The organism is Novosphingobium sp. PASSN1, from assembly GCF_002278815.1.
In genome coordinates, this window is the sequence record NZ_NKIS01000005.1 from 117,496 (window position 1) to 135,697 (window position 18,202).

The 18,202-nt window shown below is 67.3% G+C and carries 14 protein-coding genes; 5 read left to right on the forward strand and 9 right to left on the reverse strand.

Annotated features, from left to right (window positions below; all coding sequences use genetic code 11):
• Window position 1: 1 nt before the first annotated feature.
• The 7 genes from CFE35_RS10305 to CFE35_RS10335 all read right to left on the reverse strand — a co-directional run bounded on the left by CFE35_RS10305 (window position 2) and on the right by CFE35_RS10335 (window position 7,528).
• The gene (locus tag CFE35_RS10305) at window positions 2-730 is read right to left on the reverse strand and encodes a TorF family putative porin (RefSeq protein ID WP_292930510.1); all 729 of its coding nucleotides are present in this window, start codon (window positions 728-730) and stop codon (window positions 2-4) included.
• Between the two features lie 46 nt (window positions 731-776).
• Window positions 777-1,244 (reverse strand): hypothetical protein, encoded by a 468-nt coding sequence (locus CFE35_RS10310; protein ID WP_292930511.1) that lies wholly within the window; start codon window positions 1,242-1,244, stop codon window positions 777-779.
• Between the two features lie 113 nt (window positions 1,245-1,357).
• Window positions 1,358-1,972, reverse strand: coding sequence for a GTP cyclohydrolase I FolE (gene folE / locus CFE35_RS10315; protein ID WP_292930512.1), 615 nt, complete (start codon window positions 1,970-1,972; stop codon window positions 1,358-1,360).
• Between the two features lie 49 nt (window positions 1,973-2,021).
• The gene (locus CFE35_RS10320) at window positions 2,022-2,333 is read right to left on the reverse strand and encodes a septum formation initiator family protein (RefSeq protein WP_292930513.1); all 312 of its coding nucleotides are present in this window, start codon (window positions 2,331-2,333) and stop codon (window positions 2,022-2,024) included.
• Window positions 2,334-2,414: 81 nt separating this feature from the next.
• Window positions 2,415-3,671, reverse strand: coding sequence for a hypothetical protein (locus tag CFE35_RS10325; RefSeq protein ID WP_292930514.1), 1,257 nt, complete (start codon window positions 3,669-3,671; stop codon window positions 2,415-2,417).
• A 48-nt stretch (window positions 3,672-3,719) separates the two neighbouring features.
• Complete coding sequence (locus tag CFE35_RS10330; protein WP_292930515.1) at window positions 3,720-5,522, reverse strand: adenylate/guanylate cyclase domain-containing protein; 1,803 nt, start codon at window positions 5,520-5,522, stop codon at window positions 3,720-3,722.
• On the reverse strand, window positions 5,519-7,528 hold the full coding sequence (locus CFE35_RS10335) for a toll/interleukin-1 receptor domain-containing protein (RefSeq protein WP_292930516.1): 2,010 nt from the start codon (window positions 7,526-7,528) through the stop codon (window positions 5,519-5,521). The genes CFE35_RS10330 and CFE35_RS10335 overlap by 4 nt, the downstream gene beginning before the upstream one ends.
• A gap of 81 nt (window positions 7,529-7,609) precedes the next feature.
• On the opposite strand from CFE35_RS10335, the gene CFE35_RS10340 reads away from it, so the two are divergent.
• The gene (locus tag CFE35_RS10340; protein ID WP_292930517.1) at window positions 7,610-10,384 is read left to right on the forward strand and encodes a calcium-binding protein; all 2,775 of its coding nucleotides are present in this window, start codon (window positions 7,610-7,612) and stop codon (window positions 10,382-10,384) included.
• A gap of 90 nt (window positions 10,385-10,474) precedes the next feature.
• Window positions 10,475-10,927 (forward strand): PaaI family thioesterase, encoded by a 453-nt coding sequence (locus tag CFE35_RS10345; protein WP_292930518.1) that lies wholly within the window; start codon window positions 10,475-10,477, stop codon window positions 10,925-10,927.
• Window positions 10,928-10,970: 43 nt separating this feature from the next.
• On the opposite strand, the gene CFE35_RS10350 is transcribed toward CFE35_RS10345, so the two are convergent.
• Window positions 10,971-11,270, reverse strand: coding sequence for a hypothetical protein (locus CFE35_RS10350; RefSeq protein ID WP_292930519.1), 300 nt, complete (start codon window positions 11,268-11,270; stop codon window positions 10,971-10,973).
• Window positions 11,271-11,427: 157 nt separating this feature from the next.
• Here CFE35_RS10350 and CFE35_RS10355 point away from each other — a divergent pair, with 157 nt between their 5' ends.
• The 3 genes from CFE35_RS10355 to CFE35_RS10365 all read left to right on the forward strand — a co-directional run bounded on the left by CFE35_RS10355 (window position 11,428) and on the right by CFE35_RS10365 (window position 15,798).
• The gene (locus CFE35_RS10355; RefSeq protein ID WP_292930650.1) at window positions 11,428-13,173 is read left to right on the forward strand and encodes a monovalent cation:proton antiporter-2 (CPA2) family protein; all 1,746 of its coding nucleotides are present in this window, start codon (window positions 11,428-11,430) and stop codon (window positions 13,171-13,173) included.
• A 99-nt stretch (window positions 13,174-13,272) separates the two neighbouring features.
• On the forward strand, window positions 13,273-13,713 hold the full coding sequence (locus CFE35_RS10360; RefSeq protein WP_292930520.1) for a MarR family winged helix-turn-helix transcriptional regulator: 441 nt from the start codon (window positions 13,273-13,275) through the stop codon (window positions 13,711-13,713).
• A gap of 108 nt (window positions 13,714-13,821) precedes the next feature.
• The gene (locus CFE35_RS10365) at window positions 13,822-15,798 is read left to right on the forward strand and encodes a TonB-dependent receptor (protein WP_292930521.1); all 1,977 of its coding nucleotides are present in this window, start codon (window positions 13,822-13,824) and stop codon (window positions 15,796-15,798) included.
• Between the two features lie 147 nt (window positions 15,799-15,945).
• Here CFE35_RS10365 and CFE35_RS10370 read toward each other — a convergent pair whose 3' ends face one another.
• Complete coding sequence (locus CFE35_RS10370) at window positions 15,946-18,006, reverse strand: tetratricopeptide repeat-containing sulfotransferase family protein (RefSeq protein WP_292930522.1); 2,061 nt, start codon at window positions 18,004-18,006, stop codon at window positions 15,946-15,948.
• Window positions 18,007-18,202 lie beyond the last annotated feature (196 nt).

Consider the following 18,202-nt stretch of genomic DNA (forward strand, 5'->3'; position numbering starts at 1 on the left):
CTCAGAAGCTGAAGCGTACCCGCGCGACGATCCGGTCCGCACCGCCCGCCGGATCGGCAAAGGGCGAAATGGTGGCCCTGTCCGCCGCGATGTCGGTGCCGGTGTAGTCCAGCCCGAAGGTCAGCGGATAGCGGCTGTATTCCGCGCCCAGTTTCCAATCAACATAGTCCCCGTCCGGGCGCAGCCGTGCCGCGCGCGGGGCGTTGCCGCTACCGGTGGTGTAACCGGCGCTCGCCAGCAGCGTTATCGGCAGGCCCGGCAAACCGGCGTCTGCCGCTGCGCGCAAGTGCAGATTGTCGCCGCCGATGGTGCTTTGGGAAGGCGCATACCAGACCGTGGCGGAGAGGCGCAGCGGCCCGATGCCATAGCGCGCGCCCAGCGCCAGTTCGCCATAATCCATGCCCTCATTCCGGCCCTGCGCCGCGCCGCCGAACACGTGGCCAATCGCTTCGGTGCGGAGGGTGACTGCGCCGAGTGACCAATCACGCCCCAGCGCAATATCGGCCACGACGTCCGCGCCGCCATGGCGCACCGCGCCGCGCAGCGCTGCCATGCGCAGCGAAACGTCCGCTATGCCGAGATCGACGCGCGCATCGGCGGAGGCGGAAGCCTTGCCGCCGCTCCAGCTGATCCCCGCGCGCACCTCGTTGCTCGCAGCCTCTGCCCCGGCATCGAAGGATTGTGCGCGCGCTGGATCGGTTGCGGCAAATCCGACCGATGCGACAAGCATCGCACCGGCCAGCGCCACATTCCTGTTTGATGCCGCGAGGGCTGCCTCAGCCGCCAAGCGAGGCCTTGCGCATGCTGTCAACTTCGGTGAGGAGCACCGCGCGGTCCTGCTCCACCAGCGCCATCAGCGCGGCGTGAATCTCATCGCGGTGGCGGGCGGCGATACGCTCTGCGCCATGTTCACGGTCCGGGCACCAGCCCGGAGTGGAGCCCTTCACCACATCGCTACGGACAAGCGAGCGGCGTGCCTGATGGCCCGAGCCGAGCCGGGCATGGCGTTCAACCGCCAGCGAAACCGTCCACCGGCAGCTGAGCGAGCTGGGCCGTCCGGCCGCGCCAACACCGCCGACCTGCTGCATCGCGACACGGGGCTTGCCCGCATAGTCGGCTGCGATGGGGCCTTCGGGGTGATTGATCGTGGTCGTGTATTCAGCGGCCTGCGCCGGAGCGCACATCGCCAGGGCCGCTGCCGCTGCGGCAAGCGCGCAAGTCTTCATCGGTTTCATCTCCTGCATCGGCCCGGCTTTTCTCCGGGTCCGATTGCAAGATAAGCATTGTCTGATGTTCAGGGAACGTCCGGCTGGTAATAATTTATTGCTGCAACCTGCCCCCAAGGGTCAGGCCGCGCTCAGTAGCCCATCAGGCTGAGCACTTCCTTGCGGCTGCGGTTGTCTTCCAGGAACGTACCCATCATGCGGCTCGTGACCATGCCCACGCCGGGGGTGCGCACGCCGCGCCCGGTCATGCAGCCGTGCTGCGCCTCGATCACCACCGCCACGCCGTGCGGCTTGAGGTTGTCCCAGATGCAGGTGGCGACTTCGGCCGTCAGCCGTTCCTGAATCTGCAGCCGCCGCGCATAAGCATTGAGCACGCGCGCCAGCTTGGAAATGCCGACCACCTTGTTGCGCGGCAGGTAGGCGATGGCCGCCTTGCCGATGATCGGCGCCATGTGGTGTTCACAGTGCGACTGGAACGGGATATCCTTCAGCAGCACCAGCTCGTTGTAGCCGCCCACTTCCTCGAACTGGCGCGCAAGGTGCGCCGCCGGATCCTCGGCATAGCCCTGGCAATATTCCTTCCACGCGCGGGCCACGCGGCGCGGCGTATCGAGCAGGCCTTCACGCTCCGGATCATCGCCCGACCAACGGATCAGGGTGCGGATTGCATTCTGCACCTCGTCTGGCACTGAAATCTTGCCATCTTCGGCAAAGTCATCGTCATCGTGCCCATGATGGACGGTCATGTTCAGGTCTGCTCCTTCAGGGGTGCTGCGCGCCGTACGGCGCCGTGCGTCACTTACGCTGGATGACGATCTCGTCCGGATGCGCCACATTGAGATCGGAGCGCAGCAGTTCGCCGACGAGGTCCGGATCAGCGTGACGCGGATCGAGCAGGTTCACGCGGTTGTGAAGCCGGTCGCGCTCGGCCTGAAGCTGCTTCACTTCGGCCTGGCGCTGTTCGAGCAGGCGGGCATTTTCGGTCCACGCCAGCACGCCGCTGGGCCCTGCCAGCGCGATCGAGCCGAGCAGCAGCAACGCAACCAACGCAAAGCTCTGCGTCAGGCTTTCGCGCGGCAGCTTGAGGTGGGACTTTCGCCTTTTCATCAAAACGGACAGAATCACACTTGTTGTGCCGATTCAACCCGAAAAGCGACTTATCCCGACATCAAGAGCAGGTCGCACTGCTCAGAACGCAGGAAGGGGCATCCGGTCCCGCAGACTGGAAGTGCCGGTGGTGCCCGTCCCGTCAGCCGTGGCGACCGGGTCTGACGGCAGCCCGAAACCCGGTTCCTGCAGCGAGACCTCCTGCAAGGCGGCCGCCGCATCGTCCTGCACCGCGCGTTCTTTGCGGCTGCGCCGCTGATCCGCTGCGGGCATGGCGAAAGGTGCAGCGACCAGGCGATTGCGACGATCTTCGGCGAGCAATGGCGGCGCCGCAGCCGTGGCAGCGGCACGCGCAGGGGATTGGGCCGACTGCGACCGTGCGGGACGTTCGGCCATCGGCGCACGGCGCGGCTTGTCCTTCGGGCGCGGCGCGGGCGCGACATCGAGCAATGCCAGTGGACGCGGCGCAGCAGCCCGATCTGCGGTGATTGGAGCGCTTGTCCGGGCGTTCGGGCTGGCCGACGCGGCGGCTGCGAAGGGTTCAGGCCGCATGGCAGGTGCCTTGGGCGCTATCTGCGGCTGCGCAGCCGCATGACCTTGCGACGCTGCGCCGCGACCGGTCAATTCGGGGGGCAGCGCTTCGGCATAATCCCAGGCCGAAGCAGGACGACGCATCTCCGCGCTGACATCGCTCGTCAAAGCCGTTGTCCGAGGACCGGGACGCATGGGCGGCGGTGCCAGCACGATCTGCACGGGCTGCGGCTCTGCCGGGCGTGCCACCACCGAGGCAGCGGGGCCAGCCGGAGCACGCACCACCGGCGCACCGCTCACGATGCGCACAGGTGCCAGCAAACCGGCATCGGGCTGGGGCACGCGGGGCGTGATCGCCGGTGCGGAAGTCGCATGCCCGGCGATCCGGGCAGCTGCAACGGGCGCAAGTGCTGGCGCAGCATCTGCCGCCGGCAGCGGCCCGCGTTGCCGGCCCGGGGCCGCCGGAGCTGCATGCACCGCTGCGGCTGGGATGGAGACCACCCGCACCTTTGCAACTGCCGCGACAACGGGCTGTGACGCGGCCCTGCCAAACGCGGGTTGGGGCATGGTGATGCGCGCTGGCGCAAGCTTGTCAGGCGACTGGCTAGGCCCTTGCGGGGCCGAAACCACGTATTCCGCCGACGCTGTGCGCAGCAGCAGGCCCGCACCAATCAGCACGGACACAAAGCGAAGAACGCCGAACGTCATGGACCGAACGGGATGGTTCTTGGGCGGCGCAGGCAGGGTTTGCGGCGCATCGCCCTGCGGCAAAACCGTGATGTCTGCGCCCTGAAAAACCTGCCCCATGCCACCCAAATCCCGTGCGCCCCGGCAGGAACCGGGAGCAGCTAAGGGTCAGCGCGTAGCCGATTCGCATGAGTCCTTGATGACAAACGCGTCATTAACCCTGATTCTTTCGAGCCGGTAAATCCGCTCCACCCCGAAGTCCTTGGCCAGCGCCAGCCGCCCGACATAGCGGCAGGCGAAAGCATCGCGGCAGGTCATCTCCACCGCCGCCGCCATCGGCTCGGTCACGTAGACTTGCCCCGGCGGCGTGATCGGCTCGACCCGCGCCGCGCGCGAGACTTCGGTGCCATAATAGTTGGGCAGGCCCGTCACCGGATCGTCCACGGCATAGACCGAGCCATAGTGCGCCGCGATGCGCATGCCGCTGCCCGGCGGCAGGCCGAGCGCCGCCGCGTCGATACCGGCGAGCGCATCCTGCAATCCGCACAGCACCGTGGCCGCCGCGCGGACATCATCGAGCGCCAGGTAGAGCGCATCGCCCCAGGTGTTGAGGCACTTGATCTCGGCCCGGTGCGCGGTCAGCACGGCGGCGCAACGCCCCATCACATCGCTCCAGAACTGGGGCATGACCGGTTCGGGCAGGCGCGAGAAGCCTTTGAAATCGGTGAACACGATGACCCGCAGCGCGCGTTCCACCGGCACCGCGCCAACCCCCGGCGCAAACGTGCCGCGCGCGCGGGGCAAGTTCGCGCCATCGATCACCACAGTCCGCCCGCCGCCGGCGCGCCAGCGCGTCACATCGGCGCCCGCCCCCGCAATCCCGCCCGCATAGGCCCCATCCCATACAGCGATCTGCACGGCTTCCCCGCCAAGCTGCGCCGCGCGCAAGCGGGCAAGGCCCATCGCCACTTCGCTGCCGAACGCGATCTGGGTATCATCGCCGACATAGCGCATGGCAGAAGCGCGGTGCGTGGTCGCTGCGCCCGCAAGGCAGCGCTGAAAGCGCGCTTCCCAGCCCGGCCCGCCCGGCCGCACCGAAAGCGCGAGAAAATCCTCTTCGGCAAACGGCAGAACCGCGTGGAACTCGATGCCCAGCGCAAGGCAGGTTTCCGCGATCACGATGTCCGCCCCGCAGGCAAGCGGACCGAACATCGCCCCGATCCGCTCGGCCTCCAGCACCGCACGCAATTCGTCAGCGATCCGCGCTTCGGCGGCCGCATCCTCACGGAACATATGCCCGGTGAGCACGGCACTGCGCGGCGGCCGGATCGGATCGAGCGAAACCGCCAGCCCCGCGCAGGCCGGGCTGGCCAGCAGCGCGGTGAACTGGCGGAAGGTGGAGGCGCGGGCGGCCACGGTTGCGCTCGCGCGCCCGGTTGCCGCCAGCAGCATCGCCTCAGCCTCAGCGCCCCGGCCCAGCAGCAGCAGCGCCTCGGCGGCGGTGGCGAGCGCCCAGTAGTCCTGCTCGGGCGCGGTTTGGGCACCGGCCAGCGCCGTCTCTGCATAGCGGCGTGCTGGTTCGCCCTCCCCCGCCAGCGCGGCCATCGCTGCGGCGTTGATCGCGGAATAAAAGTCGCTCTTGGCCGCATGGACCGCGCCATACGTCGCCGCCGCTTCGGAAAAGCGCGCCGCGCGCTCCGCCGGTGCCGCGGCAAAGGCTGCGTCCTTGAGGATGCGGCCGCGCAGTGCGAGGCTGTCGACATCGCCCCGCGCGCCGACGCCCGCTTCCTCATAGCGCCGCAGCGCGCCCTGCCAGTCCCCCATGCCCGCCAGCGCGCGCACTTCGATATAGGCCAGCTCGCTGTCCGGCTCGGCGCTTTCGGTGGCGAGGTCATAGGCGCTGAACACATCGCCGCGCGACAAGGCCTCACGCGCGGCGTTCAATGTAGCGGCAGGGTCTGCTGCGCTCATCGCACCAGCGCCTCGTGCCCGCGTTCCGCCACGCCGATGTAAGTGCCCGCAGGCCAGCGCTGCGTCACCGCCGCGCGGCTGCGCGCAATCAGCGCCGCCCCTTCGGCGCGCTGGCCCGCCCTTGCCAGACAGGCCCCGCGCACGTTCTCCAGCCAGCCGCTGCGCCACGGCGTGCCCGCATGATCGCGCGCAATGGCCGGGGCCGCCTCGGCCACCAGTGCCAGCCCGCGCGCGGTATCACCGCCCGCACAGGCGCTTTCGGCGGCATCGGTGAGTACCGGGCCGCGCATGGGATGATCGGTCTCACGCCCCAGCCGCGCTGCGCGGGCAAACAGCTCTGCCGCCTCAGCCCGCCGCCCGGTCTGGCTGCGCGCGATGCCGAGGTTGCCATAGAAAAACACCAGATCGTCCACTTTCGTCCCGCGTTGCCCTTCGACCACGGCAATCGCGCGCTCCAGCAGCGGCACGGCTTCGGCAAAGCGGCGCTGGTCGATCAGCATCCGCGCCAGATTGTTGAGCGTGATGCCAATATCGGGATGCTTCGGCCCGAGCACGCGCTCGTCCTTGACGAGATTGGCGCGGTAGACCGCCTCTGCGCCCTTGAGATCGCCCGAAGCATAGGCAATGCTGGCCAGCGAATTGCGGTTGTCGGTCACGCTCGGGCTGTTCTCGCCCTCCACCGCAAGGCGGATGGCCAGCGCCTCGGTCGCCAGCTTGCGCGCAAGGGCATAGTTCCTGACCGTGACGGCGTTGTTGCCCAGCGCTTCCAGATCGCGGGCGACATCGGCGCGCCCTTCATCGCCAAGGCTGCGGTCGATCGCCAGTGCTTCGTTGAGCAAGCCCTCGGCCCCTTTCGCATCGCCATCGCCCGATTGCAGCTGGCCCAGCCCGAACAGCACGCGCGAGCGCAGCGACGGCGTAACGCGGGGCGCGCCAAGCAGACCCTGCGCGCGGCGAAAGTTTTCAGCGGCGCGCGCATAATCGCCCAGCAGCACTTGCGTTTCGGCCAGCGTCGTCAACTGGCGCACGCGCACGTCGCCCTCGCCGTGGCTGAACTTCAGCGTCGCGCCGACAATCGCATAACCGCGCTGATAGAGCCCGAGCGCGTTGTAGACCTCGGCCAGCGTCACGCCCAGATCGGCGCGCGCGGCGGGTTCCTTTTCCAGCCCGGTTTCCAGCATCCGCGCACCGCGATCGACCACTTCGCGCGCGGTGATCTTCTCGCCCTCGCCTTGCGCGATCGAGGGATCGGAAACACGGAACATGCCCTTCACGAACGAGAGCGTGCGCTCTGCGGTCATCGTGCGCTGTTCGGCGATCAGCCTCGCTTCCTCGGCCTGTTGGCGCGCAATGACGGCGGCGATGGCAAGGCCCGTCGTCACCACGAAGCCCACGGTGGAAGCTGCCGCGATGATCGCGAGGCGCTGCTGCCGCCGCGCCGCCTCGCGCTGGCGCAATTCGTCATAAGGAACGCCGAGAATGCCGGCCAGGAGCTTGAGCTTGGCCCCCTGCTTGCCGTCCTGCCCGGGCCGCGCATCGGCGGCGAGCGGCTCGCTCTCCGCGCCTTCGAGGATCGCGGGCGGCAGCGCGGCGAGTTCGGGATCGTCCGACATCGGCTCGCCGCCAACGATGATCAGCCGGATCCGATCACGCCGCCCCATCGCGATAAAGGCGCGGATTTCCTCGTTCACCCAGCGCGAGCGTGCGCCATTGGGCGAACAGACCACCACCAGATAGGCCGCGTCCTCCAGACCTTGCCGCACGGCTGCGGCAAGGTCGGCGCCGCTGGCCAGTTCGTCGCGATCACGAAACACCGGCGGCAGGCGCTTGCCCAGCGGTCCGAAGGCGGAATCGCGCCCCCGCAGCCGGGGCGGTATGGAATAGCGTTCCAGCGCCCGGTGCAGCCAGACTGCCCAGCCCTTGTCCTTGTGGTTATAGCTGATGAACGCGCTGTACTTCAGACCCCGCCCCCTTCGGCCGTCACCTGCCCCGCTGCAAAGTGACAAAACGCACCCTACATGCGCCGGATTGTGTTACGGCACACCAATTGGCAAGCGCAAACGCTAGGTTTCCCGGGGGAAAGCGACATGTCACGCAGCCGCAGACTGGCCGTTGACGATAACAATACGTGGTTGATCCGGGCGGAATATCTAGCTGATCCACTGGCGGGTCCGGACGGCACTGTCGATCACGGCGATGTGGACTACATCGTGTTCGCCTCCGATGGCAGCGGTGATGAGGCCTTCACCGTCAAGCCCGGTCTCTATGGAGACTTCTCCAGCGTGTTCCAGACCTTCGTCGTCTGGGGCAAAGGCCTTGTCTCGTTCGGCGCGCCGACGGCAGACCAGATCGCGTTTATGGCCGCAGCGACCGACGCAACCGATCTCGGCAAGTTTCCCGGAGCCTTTATCCACGCGGGCTATTCCGACCCCGCCGCCAACGACCTCTACGTGGCGATCAAGGATCCCGATATCGTCGCTGGCGCTGACGCCTATACCATCATCGAATTCGGCTCGACCACGATCACGATCTACCGCGACCGCGTCACCTTCAGCAACGGCGCAGGCGTGGTCGATCTGGGCACGGGAGTGCGCCTCACCCCGCAAGATGCGGAAAATGGCGCCGTGCGCCTCAGCCACCTGCTCTCAGTCAACGGCACGGCTGGTGACAACGTCATCGATGCAACGGCGGCACCGCAGACGATCCACGGACTCGGCGGCAACGATACGATCCGGGGCGGAGCCGGGGCGAGCGACCTTTACGGTGATGCGGGCAATGACCGCATTACCGGCGGCATCGCGCAGGACCGCCTCTATGGCGGCGAAGGCATCGACACGATCACGGGCAGCTACGGCGACGTGATCTATGGAGGTGGCGGGAACGACCGGCTCAGCGCCGCACGCGGCGTGACCGTGGACGGCGGCAGCGGGGTCGACCGGCTCCATCTCGATTTCACCGGGTTCGGGTTGGTCATCGATGTCGCCTTGCCCGATGGAACCAGCGGAACGCTGGCCGCGATCGGAACGAGTTACACCGCGATCGAACAGATCGACATCACCGGCGGCAACAACAACGACCGGCTGCTGGGCAACAGCGCAGATAACGTCATCAACGGCGGCGCCGGTGCTGATGCGATCGATGGCGGCGCGGGCAACGATATCCTCGATGCCGGCATAGGCGGCCCTGCACCGGAGCCGATCGTCGAGACCACGAGCCGCGATAGCGCGACGGCGATCGCGATCGACACCGCATTCAGCGCAGTCGCGGGCGCTTCGCCCCAGGCCGTGCTGGCCTATACCGAGCAATCCTTCGCAGCCGATCCCGCCTACTACAGCTTCGACGTGCTGGCGGGCGGCGACCTCCTGATCGAAAGCGACAATGGCCAGCCGCTCTCCGCAGGCTATTCGCTGACGCTGTTTGATGCAGATGGCAATCAGGTTGCCACCAATGACCCCGGATTTGGCCTCAGCGTCGCCGATCTGGCCGCCGGGCGCTATGTCGTGCTGGTGGAAAACCAGAGCGACAGTGGTTTCGTCAAGACCGGCCACGTCAGGGTCAACCTCTCGACCGCAACGCCGCAAGTGCGCCGCAACGACCTGACCGGGGGCTCAGGCGACGATACGTATCTGGTCCATGCCGCATCGGACCGGATCACCGAAAAGGCAGGGCAAGGCTTCGACGCGGTAATTGCCGACATCACGTGGACCCTGTCGGACAACGTCGAGAAGCTCACGCTCAAGGCGGGTGCAGGCGCCATCAACGGCGTTGGCAACGCCCTTGCCAACACCATCGTTGGCAACGAGGCGGGCAATATCCTCAACGGCGGCTCGGGCAGCGACACCCTGATCGGCGGCGGCGGCAATGATTTCCTGCGCGGCGATACGGGGGCAGACCGCATGGCAGGCGGCGCCGGCGATGATGGCTACCGCGTTGACAACGTGCTCGACGTGGTGATCGAAAAGCCCGGCGAAGGCTCCGACAAGGTCACCACCAACGTCACGTTCACGCTGGCCGACAACGTCGAGATTCTGGTGATGGCGGGGCTTGATCCGCTGTCCGGCACGGGCAACGCGCTGGCCAACCAACTGTTCGGGAATGCAGCTGCCAACCTGCTCGATGGCAGGGCGGGAGCCGACCTGATGCTTGGCGGCGGCGGCGGTGATACCTACCGTGTCGATAACGCTGGCGACATGGTCTACGAGACGGTCACAGTCGCGAGCAGTGTCGATGCCGGCGGCTTGGACACCGTCCTCAGCAGCGTGACGTACAGCCTTGAGCCGAACGGCCGGCAATTCGTCGAGAACCTCACGCTGACCGGCACCGCAGCCATCGATGCGACCGGCAATTCGCTGGCAAACCTCCTTCGCGGCAACGGGGCAAACAACGTGCTGTCGGGCAATGGGGGTGCCGATACGCTGATGGGCTATGGTGGAGACGATCGGCTGCTGGGCGGGCCGGGGCGCGACACGCTGACCGGTGGCAGCGGCAATGATGTGCTCAATCCGGGAAGCGGGATCGATACCCTGTCCGGCGGCGCAGGAGCAGACTGGTTCGTGTTCAACGATACCGCCATACTCGATGGCAAGACGAAGTCCGCCGCAGACAGCATCGCTGACTTCAGCCATGCCGAAAAGGACCGCATCGATCTGCGCGCGGTGGATGCAAATGCGCTGGTCTCGGGCGATCAGGCCTTTGCCTATCGCGGCACGGCTGCCTTCACGCACCACGCCGGGGAATTGCGCATCGAAGCGAGCGCAGCGGGCACCTTCCTCGCCGGTGACCAGAACGGAGACGGCAGCGCGGACTTCTACATCCGCCTGACGCCCGGCATCACACTCATCGCTGCCGACTTCCTGCTTTAGACCCCTGCACTTCCACCGTCCCGGTTGACGGAAGGCATTTGCTTGGCCAGCGCGAGCCGGCTTCACGTCATCATCAGGGAATCGCCGTCCATGCCAGCTTCACCCCCGCCGTTTGCCGGAAAACTGGAACCAGCTGGTGATCCCGCGTGGGCGGGGTGGTATCACTGGGCAGGCAACGATCCGTTCGAGGACGACGTTGGCCCGTTCTACGTCCGCCGCGATGCGCAAGGGCTGGTCACCGGCTTTCGGCCTGGTCCGCGCAACTGCAACGCCCACGGCACGATCCACGGCGGCTGCCTGATGACTTTCGGCGATTTTTCACTGTTCATGATCGCCAGCGGCTCCGGCGAGGAAATGAGCGGGGTCACCGTGACGTTCAACAGTGAATTCGTCGGTCCGGCGCGGGCCGGGCAGCTGCTCGAAGCGCGCGGCGAAGTGATCCGCGCGGGGCGCAGCCTTGTGTTCGGGCGCGGGCTGATCACCGCAGATGGCGAACCGGCGCTGGCCTTTTCAGGCACGTTCAAACGCGTCCGGCCGCGCTGACGGCATCAGGCGGGGGAGGACAGCGCCCTCCCCCGCATCCCCGTCAGCCGATGCGCTTGCCGTCCATCGGAAAGCTGCCGAACATGCCTGCCGTCACCGTTCCATTCAGCGCGTCGCCATCGATCGTCGCGGTGCAATCGAGCTTCATCGGCATCGGCACGGTGATGTTGCTCGACCAGCTGATGGTGTTGCCATCGACCGTGCCGCCAGTGATTTCCATGTTGCCCATCGGCCCCGAATTGCTGCCGCTGAAGCTGGCGCCATCGACTTCGACGGTGAGGATCGAGGTTTGATCGCCCATCGGCGAATGGGTCACGCATTCATACTTGCCGGCAACAGACATGGAGCTCTCCCTTGTGGTTCAAGACCGCAGGGAACCATGCTGCCTACACCAATGTCAATAGTATTGGTCCGGCCCGGACATGTGTTCGCGCACGGTTGACCTGGCGGGCAGGAGGGCGGACAACCGTGACGTGACGTCTTCCCATCCTGCCTCGATCATGCACGACGGCTTTCTGCTGCTCGGCTTCGCGCTTGCCTTCGTGCTGCTGTTCCGCCGCCTCGGCCTCGGCGCGACGCTGGGCTATCTCGTCGCGGGCGCGGTGCTGGGGCCGTTCGTGCTGAACCTTGTCGGCGATGCAGAGCAGAAGCTGGGCTTTGCCGAACTGGGCATCACACTGCTGCTGTTCCTCGTCGGGCTGGAGCTTGATCCGTCCAAGCTCTGGAAGATGAAGCGCGACATTCTCGGCCTCGGTCTGCTGCAAGTCTCGCTCTGCGGGGCGGCGCTGGCCGGGGCGCTCATGCTGACGACCGACTTCTCGCCGGCCGCCGCGATTGCGCTGGGCCTGCCGCTGGCGCTTTCGTCGACCGCGCAGGTCCTGCCGATGCTGCAATCCTCGGGTCGCCTCAAGACCCGGTTCGGGGAGCGGGCGTTTTCGGTCCTGCTGTTTCAGGATCTCTCGATCATCCCGCTGATCACGATCATCACCGCGCTGAGCCGCAACCCCGCCGATGCGGGCGGCCCGCCGGGATGGCTGCTCGCGCTGGAAACCGTGGCGGCCATCGCCGGTCTGGTCGCGGCCGGGCGCTTCCTCATCCGTCCGCTGTTCCGCCTGATCGGCAACATGGGCGAGCGCGAGATGTTCGTGGTCGCCGCGCTGTTCACCGTACTGGCGGCGGGCGCGGTGATGGAACTGCTCGGCCTGTCGACCGCGCTCGGCGCGTTCATCGCGGGTGTCATGCTGGCCGACAGCCCCTATCGCCACGAGCTAGAGGCCGATGTGGAGCCGTTCCGCTCGATCCTGCTCGGCCTTTTCTTCCTCGCCGTGGGCATGATGCTCGATCTTGGCGCCATCGCGCGCGATCCGCTGTTCGTGCTCTCGATGGCGGTGATGCTGATCACGGTGAAGGCAGCGGTGATCTTCGTCGTCGCGCGCCTGTTCGGGATGCCGTGGCGCGGCGCATTGGCGCTCGGCCTGCTGCTCAGCCAGGGCGGCGAATTCGGCTTCGTCCTCTTTGCGCAGGCCAGCCATGCGCTGCTGATCGCGCCCGAGGCCGCGAGCCTGTTCGGGGCGGTCGTCACCCTTTCGATGGCCACCACACCGTTCCTGATGATGGCCACGCGCCGCTTCCGCGCCGAACCCGTCTCCGCCGCCGGATCGCGCGAAGGCCCCAGCAACGACGGCGCAAATGCGCTGATCGTGGGCTATGGCCGCTTCGGGCAGGCGGCGGGCCAGGTGCTGCAGACGGCGGGCATCACCGTCACCCTGATCGACACCGATGTCGACATGATCGATACCGCCGGCACGTTCGGCGCCAAGGTTTACTTCGGCGATGGCACGCGGATCGACATGCTGCGGCAGGCTGGGGCCGCCGATGCCGAGATGATCCTGTTCTGCCTCGATGGCGATCAACTCGATGCGCCCGTGCTCCACGCGGTGCACGAAGCCTTCCCCCGCGCCGCGCTCTATGTCCGCGCGTTCGATCGGCGCGTGGTGATAAAATTGCGCGGCGCGCCTGCCACGCTGATCGTGCGCGAAACCTACGAATCCGCTGTCACCATGGCCCGCGCCGCGCTCGACAATGCGGGGCTGAGCAACGAGGCGATTACCCGCGCCGAAACCCTGTTCCGCGCGCGCGATGCCGAGCGGCTGGCGATCCAGGTCGCAACTGGCGATCCCCGCGCCGCGCGCGACCGCCTGATCCACGAGCCCGAGCCCCAGGAGGCCGCAGGCGAACCCGGCTAAGTAGTTGCACTTGCATGGACTTTCCCATGCAGGCGCATCATGTTTTCGATGCATCGGCATGGGATTTTCCATGCTCGTGCACCGAAAGGCCCTGATCCGATGGCCCAACCTGCCGCCACCACCCTGCTGGCCTGGACGCGCTTGCTCCGCGCCGCCGATTTGGCCGCACAGCACTGCGCCGAAGCCCTTCGCAAGGTCGGCCTGCCGCCGCCCGAATGGTACGATGTGCTGCTCGCGCTCGAACGCGGCGGGGCGCAGCGTCCGCGCGATCTGCAGGCCGCGCTGGGCATGGAGCAGTATGCCCTGTCGCGGCTGATCGACCGGCTGGTCAAGGCCCACCTCCTGATCCGCACCCCCTGCCCCACCGATGCGCGCGGCCACATGCTGACACTCACGATCGAAGGCCTGGCAATGCGCGCCGCGATGTGGCCGATCTATGCCGAAGCCATCGAAACCGCGCTGGGCGGGCGCGTGAACGAAGAAGACCGCGCCGCACTCGCCCGCCTGCTCGCCCCGCTGGCAGAACCCATGGCTGCCTGATCCAACGGGCAAATCCCTTGACACCGCGCCCCGCCCCGGCAACGGCCAACAGGCCCCTATCCTGTTGAAAGCGCCCGTTCCGTGCCTCGTCCGTTTCACAGTGCCGCCGTGTCCCTGCTCCTTGCCAGCGTCGCCTGGTCCAGCCCCGCGCTGGCAGACGAGGCTGCCCCCGATCAGATTGTGGTCACGGGCCGCGGCCTTGATGCAGCGCCCGCCGCCACGGCTTATAACGTGCAGGATATCGACGCCGAGCGGCTCGCCGTGGCGGCCTCGGGCCGGCTGGAAGATGCGCTGTCCGCCGCCGCGGGCTTCCAGCAGTTCCGCCGGTCTGACAGCCGCGCCTCCAACCCCTCCGCGCAAGGGATCACCCTGCGCGCGCTGGGCGGCAATGCCACCAGCCGCACGTTGATGCTGCTCGACGGCGTGCCGGTTGCCGATCCCTTCTTCGGTTATGTCCCCCTCTCCGCCCTCGCACCGGAACGGCTGGCCTCGGTCCGCGTCATGCGCGGCGGCGGCTCGGGCGCGTTTGGTGCGGGCGCAGTCGCGGGCACGATTGACCTGACCAGCGCCGGGCCGGACCAGCTCGGCCTGTTCAATGGCCGCGCGCTGGTCGATGATCGCGGCGAGACCGAGCTTTCCGCCACGCTCGCCCCGAAGCTGGGGGCTGGTTACCTCGTCGCCAGCGGCAGGTGGGACCGGGGCCGCGGCTTTTGGACCACGCCGACCGATCAGCGCGTGCCCGCCAGCGTGCGCGCCCGCTATGAAAACTGGTCCGCCAGCGTTCGTGCCGTCGCCCCGCTCACGCCCGATATCGAGCTTCAGGCCCGCGTCGGCGCGTTCCACGATGCGCGCACCTTGCGCTTCGCCGGGGCAGACACTGCCGCCAGCGGACAAGACGGCAGCATCCGCCTTGTCGGGCGCGGGGCATGGCAGTTCGATGCGCTCGCCTATGTGCAGAGCCGCGATTTCAGCAATGTCGTCATCAGCGCGCGCAGCTTCCTGCCCACGCTGGACCAGCGCGCCACGCCGTCCACCGGCATCGGCGGCAAGCTGGAGCTGCGCCCGCCGCTAGGCTCAGCGCATGTCCTGCGTTTCGGGGCAGACTGGCGATATGGCGAAGGCCGCACCGAGGAAGACGTGTACACGCAGGGCGTGAAAACCGGCCAGCGCCGCGCGGGCGGCACCAACCGCGATCTGGGCCTGTTCATCGAGGATGACTGGACTTTCGGCCCGGTGGTCCTCACCGCAGGCGCGCGCGCAGATCGCTGGTCGGTCAGCGGCGGCAAGCTGGAGCAGGCCATCGCGGGCGCGCCGCCGCGCGTTGCCTATCCCAACCGTTCAGGCTGGCAGGGCAGCTACCGGGGCGGCGCGGTGTTCAACGTGAGCAAGACGCTGGCCCTGCGCGGCTCGGCCTATACCGGCCTGCGCCAGCCCACGCTCAACGAACTCTACCGCAGCTTCACCGTGTTCCCGGTCGTCACCAAGGCCAATGCCGCGCTGGAAAACGAGAAGCTGCGCGGCTTCGAAGGCGGGCTGGATTGGCACCCGCTGGAAGGCATCTCGCTTTCGGCCACCGCGTTCGACAACAAGGTACGCGGCGCCATCGCCAATGTCACCATCGGCGAGAACTTGCGCGAGCGGCGCAATGTCGGCGCGGTTCATGCCAAGGGCATCGAACTCGGCGCAGAGGCCAAGCTTGGCGCGATCTCGCTCACCGGCTCGTTCGCCTATACCGACGCTCAGGTCGAAGCCCCCGGCACTGCGCTGGACGGCAAGCGCCCGGCGCAGACCCCGCGCTACGCTGCCAGCGCGACCGCTGCCTGGCGTCCTTCACCGCGCACCACGCTGGCGCTCACGCTGCGCCACATCGGCGCGCAGTATGAAGACGATCTCGAAACCGATCTGCTGCCCGCCGCCACCACGCTCGATGCCTATGCCGAAGTGCCGCTCGCGCGCGGCTTCAGCTTCGTCCTGCGCGGTGAGAACTTGTGGGACGAGGTGATCGTGACGCGCAATGCGGGCGGTTCGATGGATCTGGGCACGCCGCGCACGCTGTGGGCCGGGGTGAAGGTCGCGTTTCGTTAAAACCTGGCGCCAGAATCTGACGACTATACGTTGATCATGGTCCCGTCGCCCCGTGCTCGACACGGGGCTTGGCTATCTTTTGCCGCCAAGGAAAGCCAAGGCCCGTGTCAAGCACGGGCCGACGATCCCGACTGACGCGATACTGCTCTATGGTCGCAAGCTTTCGGGCACCTCCGGATAGCACGTCGCCACATCGCCCAGCGCGGCTTCCAGCGGGCCGAGCCACGGCGCGAACGCCTTCCAGTGCTCCACCGCGTCGGTATAGATCGGGCGGCGCACCTGCTCCGAACTCGCCGTGCGCACCGCGCGGGTGTTGCGGTGGAATTCGAGACAGCCTTCCTCGAACGGCAGGCCGAGATAATCGAGCACCCGCCGCACTTCGCCTTCGGTATCGGCGACCATCCGCTCGTAGATCACGCGGTGCACCGCACCGGGGGCAGCGGTGTCGTAATGCGCCATCAGCTTCACGTAATCGCGGTAGTAGCGCCCGATCTCGGTAAGATCGTAAGTGAATGTCTGCCCGCGCGCGAAGTGCTGCTTCCAGCCGGAAAAGCAGCACGACATCGGATGGCGCCGCGCGTCCACGATCTTCGCATTGGGCAGGATCAGCCGGATCAGCCCGGTATGCTGCCAGTTGTTGGGCATCTTGTCGGTAAAGCGCAGGGCATCCGTCTTGCGGTGGACGCGCGTGCGCTCGATGTATTCCTCGCCCAGACGGAGCCGTTCCTTCGGCCCCAGCGCGCGCGCCATGGCGGCGAAATCGGCAAACTCGCCCTCGTCCACCCGCGATTGCAGGCGGGCGGCGATCACCATCATTTCCGAAAGCTCCATCGTGCCTTCGATCATGCTGTGGCTGGCCAGGATCTGCTCGACCAGCGTGGAGCCGGAGCGTGGCAGGCCGACGATGAAGATCGGATCTTCCGCAGGGCACCCGCCCTCACCCATCTGCGCAATGAAACTGCTGGTAAAGGTTGCCGCCGCCGCCCCCGCTTCGGCGGAAAGCTGGTCCGCATCATAGCGCACCAGTGTTCGGCGCAGGCGGTTGCCCTTGTCGTAGTGGCCGAACGCGCGCGCTGCATCGCCCGCATCCTCATAGGCCTTGCCGAGCGAGAAATGGAGGTGGAACACGTCCTCCTCGCGTCCTTCCTCACCCTCCAGCGAGGCCAGCGCCGCTTCCATCGCCGCGATGTCCGCCCCGTCCAGCATCACCGTCTTCAAGTTGGCAAGGCTCCACCAGGCCTCACCCAGTGCGGGCTGACGCGCCACTGCCGCGCGGTAGGCGGCAATCGCCTCGCCCTGCTCGCCCAGCGTCTTGAGCACATGGCCAAGGTTCTGCCACAGCAGCGGCTGATCGGGCGAAACGCGCAGCAGCGCTTCATAGATGCCGCGCGCCCGCTCCTGATCGCCCAGCCGCACCAGCACCGAAGCCAGCACCAGCCGCGCTGCAGAGCCTCCTACCGGGCTCTGCGCCAAGAGCTCGGCATGGCCCAGCGCATCGGGCAGACGGTTCACCTGCATCAGCAGCCGCACGAGGAAATCGCGCGCCAGATCGAAGCCCGGCGCGAGCATGACCGCGCGTTCGACCAGCCGCAGCGCCTCGGTCATGTCGCCGCGCCGCCACGCCAGTTCGCCCTGCATCCGCGTGCCGACAGGATCGTCCGGCAGGCGCGCTGCCCGCGCGGCGAGCTTGGCATCGGCTTCGTCCAGCTTGCCCGCGTTGATGTCCGCCGCCGCAGCCAGCAGTTCCGGATCGCGCGAGGCGGCATGGACGGCAGACAAGTCCGCACGCCATGCGTCCTCCTCGTGCCCTGCCTTGCGCAGCTGCGCCGCCAGCAGGAACCAGCCGCTCGCCACGCCGGGCTGCTGGCGGGTCAGCGCCTCCAGCGCGGCGATGGCCTGCTCAGGCCGCTCCGCCTCGCTTGCGGCTTGCGCCAGTTCCCACAGCACCATGGGCGGCCGCCGATCAGCGCCCGGGATCAGGGCCAACCGTGCGCACGCCTCATCCGCTCGGCCAAGACGGCGCAGCGCCTGCCCGGCAACGAACAAAGCAGGCGGCAGGCCCGGCACCGCGCGCAGGGCCTTCTCCGCTTCCGCAAGCGCGAAATCGGGGGCCGTATCGACGCAAGCGCCTGCCGCATCGAGCGCAGCCCGCAAGGCCGCATCAGGCCTGGCGCCGCGCGGCGGAACGGTAGGGTTTCCTATATCCATGGTTAGTTCCGATACCGCTGCATGCTGCATCATGTGCAGGTTTTGATACAGGTGCAACGCGCAAGAGGCAGCTCATGCTGCAAATGCGAAAATGAATGTTGACTCTCGGTAACAATGGAGCATCTTTCCTACAGGACAGGCGTCAGAAATGGCGGGTCCGGGGGATTACCATGGATTGAACACGGGCCTTGCGTGT